4 protein-coding genes are annotated in these 3567 nt (G+C 59.0%); 2 read left to right on the top strand and 2 right to left on the bottom strand.

Features of this window, described 5'->3' with window-relative positions:
- A partial coding sequence (locus B2W52_RS20125) for a TrmH family RNA methyltransferase (RefSeq protein WP_286803974.1) occupies positions 1 to 467 on the top strand: 467 nt, incomplete at its 5' end.
- A 116-nt stretch (positions 468 to 583) separates the two neighbouring features.
- Positions 584 to 1252: a transglutaminase-like domain-containing protein gene (locus tag B2W52_RS20120; protein ID WP_008172637.1), complete on the top strand. Its 669-nt coding sequence runs from the start codon at positions 584 to 586 to the stop codon at positions 1250 to 1252.
- Positions 1253 to 1276: 24 nt separating this feature from the next.
- Here the strand turns inward: B2W52_RS20120 and B2W52_RS20115 are convergent, their stop codons facing one another.
- A complete protein-coding gene (locus B2W52_RS20115) occupies positions 1277 to 2431 on the bottom strand; it encodes an ABC transporter substrate-binding protein (RefSeq protein WP_053113326.1) in 1155 nt (384 codons plus the stop codon).
- A 190-nt stretch (positions 2432 to 2621) separates the two neighbouring features.
- On the bottom strand, positions 2622 to 3567 hold a 946-nt coding region (gene ahpF, locus B2W52_RS20110), incomplete at its 5' end, for an alkyl hydroperoxide reductase subunit F (RefSeq protein ID WP_286803973.1).

The raw sequence follows: 3567 nt of genomic DNA, 5'->3' as shown, positions 1-3567 counted from the left end.
TGCCGAAGCGCCCGGCGGAACCTGTGCCCGGCGAGAAAGCGATTTATCTGCACGAGGTTCAGGACCCCGGTAACCTGGGAACCATACTGCGCACTCTGGCCTGGTTCGGCGGTTTCCGGTGCCTGCTAAGCCCGGGCAGTGTCGACCCCTTCAACCCGAAGGTGGTGCGTGCCAGCATGGGGGCGCTCTTTCACGTCCCTCTCGAAACCGACGTTGCTCTGACAAGCCTTGTCGACCGATACCAGAGCCTTGCCTGCCTCGACCTCAATGGCGGTTCGATGGCATCCCGGGGCTTCAGGGAACACGACTGTTATCTGTTCGGCAACGAGGCCCGGGGTGTGCCGCGGGAGGCCCTCGATCAATTGAAGGCGGTGTCGTACAGCATTCAAGGCCAGGGGCAGATCGAGTCCCTGAACCTGGCCTCAGCGGTGAATATGTGCACCTACGAATTAATGCGGGACCTTTAGACTGCAAACCCCATGCTCTGAGCACTTTCCCCAATCGTTCTGGCGGAAACCGCCATTGCCTGTGCATTGCCAATTGAGCACGATCAGAGTCTGATCCCGAGACCGGACTGATGACTATGGAACGCTATCTCCAGCCCACCGCTTTTTTTGACTATGACCATCCCCGGCTGCAGGCCTGGATCGAGTCAGAGCTGGAGGGAGTTCCTGATGAGCCGGTGGAGCAGATCAAGGCGCTCTATCTCGCTGTTCGTGACAGCATCAGCTACAACCCCTACGTATTCCGGACCGATGCCAACACGTTCAGTGCCAGCTACGCTCTGGAAAGCGGCGAAACCTACTGCATCCCAAAGGCGGTTCTCCTGGGCGCGGCAGCTCGCTCGATTGGCGTTCCCAGCCGCCTCGGCCTGGCCGATGTACGCAACCATCTCTCAAGCCCGAAACTGATCGAATGGCTGCGGTCGGACATTTTCCGTATGCACGGGTATATCGAGCTGTTCCTGAATGGCCAATGGGTGAAGGCGACGCCGGCGTTCAATCGGCAACTGTGCGAGCTGATGAAGGTGGAGCCGCTGGAATTCGATGGGGTGCACGATTCCATGTTCCAGGAGTACACCGAGGATGGCCACGCGCACATGGAATATGTGAACGACCACGGCCTGTTCGACGACGTGCCCCATGAGTTTATCGTCTCTGGTGTCCGGGCGGCCTACAGTCATCTCTTTGCCGAAGAAGAGGAGCCTGAAGCTCCGAAAGGCAGTCTGGTGCAGGATATATCGAGCCCCTAGAGCCTGCTCGAATCCGCGAAGGCCTTATTCTCTGCTCGCTACCGAGCCCGTTTCCTGCCTTGCCAGCGCTCCAGTGATCGCATCCAGCACGGCATCCGGATCAGGCACGGCCTTCGCAGTCTCAGTCTCGCCAACACGGCTGAACTGCCGGAAATCCACACTGCTCCAATTCTCCGGATCCGCAATGCGCTGTACCTGATCAATATTGTCACGGGTTGCCGGTTCCAGCTTGTAGCGGAACACATAATCCGGTGACATATCATCGAAATCCCGGCCATGGTGATAATCATGCAGCAGGAGCAAGGCAAGCCCACCACCCATGAAATGCCGGCCCAGGCTGACCAGCAACTCCCCGGACCGGATTTTATCCAGGGCTTCGGGTTGCCAGTCGACACTGCCCACCAGCAGATCCTGCCCCGGGACCCGGCCGGCATTCCGGGCAGCTTCAATGGCCCCCAGTGCCATGCCATCGCTGGCGCTCCATATGGAAACAGTCTCCGGATAGCGTTTCAGCAGGACTTCCGTTTTTTCACGGGCCAGGGCTCCGCTCCAGTTGGCATACACAAGCTGCAGAAGCTCACTGCGCTGTTGAACGGCAGCCGCCAGCATCCCCCCGTCCCGATCCTTGCCGGCAGAGGAATCCCGTGTTCCCGAGAGGGCCAACATGGGAATTCTGGATTCGGAGGCGAGCCCTGATTGTTCAGCCTGCTTACCCAGTAGCGTTACCAGGGTGCGACCGGCGGCAATATTGTCCGGCGATAGGTGGCCGAGCCAGCCCTGCAGAACCGTTCGCGGCGTACCGATGCTGGCTCGGGCGCCGTCAGGCACATCGGTATTGAAAGTGAACACCTTTACCCCTGCCCCATCCGCGAGCCTGAGCATGGGTTCGGTAACATTCTCCTTGCACATGAACAGCAGGTAGTCGGGCTTTTCTTCGCGGGCCAGCACGTCCTTCGCCATGCGAAGGTAGCTGAATCGATGACTCTCCCGATCGTACTGAACCTCCAGGTCTACCTCGAGATCCTCCGCCACCGACTCCATGAAACCGGCCACCAGTTGCCAGAAACGGGAGTCGTCCGGGGAAAGAAAAACAACGCTTGGTCGGGTGCCGGCGTCTGCCAAAGGAACTGTAAACAGGAGCAGGAAACCGATGAGGAAGCGGGCTGGAAAGGACTTCATGTAATGAACAACCCTCTGGACGATCTGGCAACGTTCGCTTTCGCGGGGCCTAAGCTACCGAGCTGTCGTGTAACAGACAAGCCTAGATCCGTAACCAATGTCTCAGTTCGGGAGGGAATGTTCAGCGGAAACGAAAAAAGCACCGGATTGCTCCGGTGCCTTTCTCTCTCATCAGGCGGCGTTAAGTCGATTACGCCGCTTCGTCTTCGCTCTCGTCCACAGAATTGCGGATCAGGAAGTCAAAGGCGCTGAGGGCGGCTTTGGAACCTTCGCCCATGGAGATCACGATCTGCTTGTAAGGCACGGTCGTCGCGTCGCCCGCTGCAAAAACGCCCGGAATGGAGGTTTCGTTGCGGTCGTTAACGATGATCTCGCCGTGCTGGCTGAGTTCGATGTCACCCTTCAGCCATTCGGTGTTGGGCACCAGGCCGATCTGTACAAACACACCTTCCAGGGAGATGTGATGCTGCTCACCGGAGTTGCGGTCGGTGTAATTCAGACCGTTGACCTTGCCATTCTCCCCGGTAATCTCGGTGGTCTGTCCTGACGTGATGATCTCCACGTTCTTCAGACTCCGCAGTTTCTTCTGCAACACCTCATCAGCACGCATCTCGGCACCGAATTCGATCAGGGTTACATGGCCCACGATACCGGCCAGATCGATGGCTGCCTCGACACCGGAGTTACCTCCACCGATTACCGCCACGCGCTTGCCCTTGAACAGGGGGCCGTCGCAGTGCGGGCAGTAGGCCACACCCTTGTTGCGGTACTCTTCCTCTCCCGGAACGCCCATCTGGCGCCAGCGGGCACCGGTGGACAGCACCAGGCTGCGCGCTTTGAGAGTGGCACCGTTTTCCAACCTTACCTGGTGGAGCATGCCCGGGCGTGACGCCGGGATCAGCTTCTCCGCGCGCTGCATGTTCATGATATCCACGTCGTATTCCTTGACGTTTTGCTCCATGGCCGCCACCAGTTTCGGACCCTCGGTGTAGGGTACGGAAATCAGGTTCTCAATGCCCATGGTGTCAGCCACCTGGCCACCGAAACGCTCGGCCGCGATGCCGGTGGAAATGCCCTTCCGCGCAGCGTAGATAGCAGCAGAAGCGCCAGCCGGGCCGCCACCAATGATCAGGACC

The organism is Marinobacter sp. UBA2498, assembly GCF_002341575.1.
In the GTDB taxonomy this organism is placed as follows: Bacteria; Pseudomonadota; Gammaproteobacteria; order Pseudomonadales; family Oleiphilaceae; genus Marinobacter; species Marinobacter manganoxydans.
This window is presented reverse-complemented; position numbering and strand designations above follow the sequence as displayed.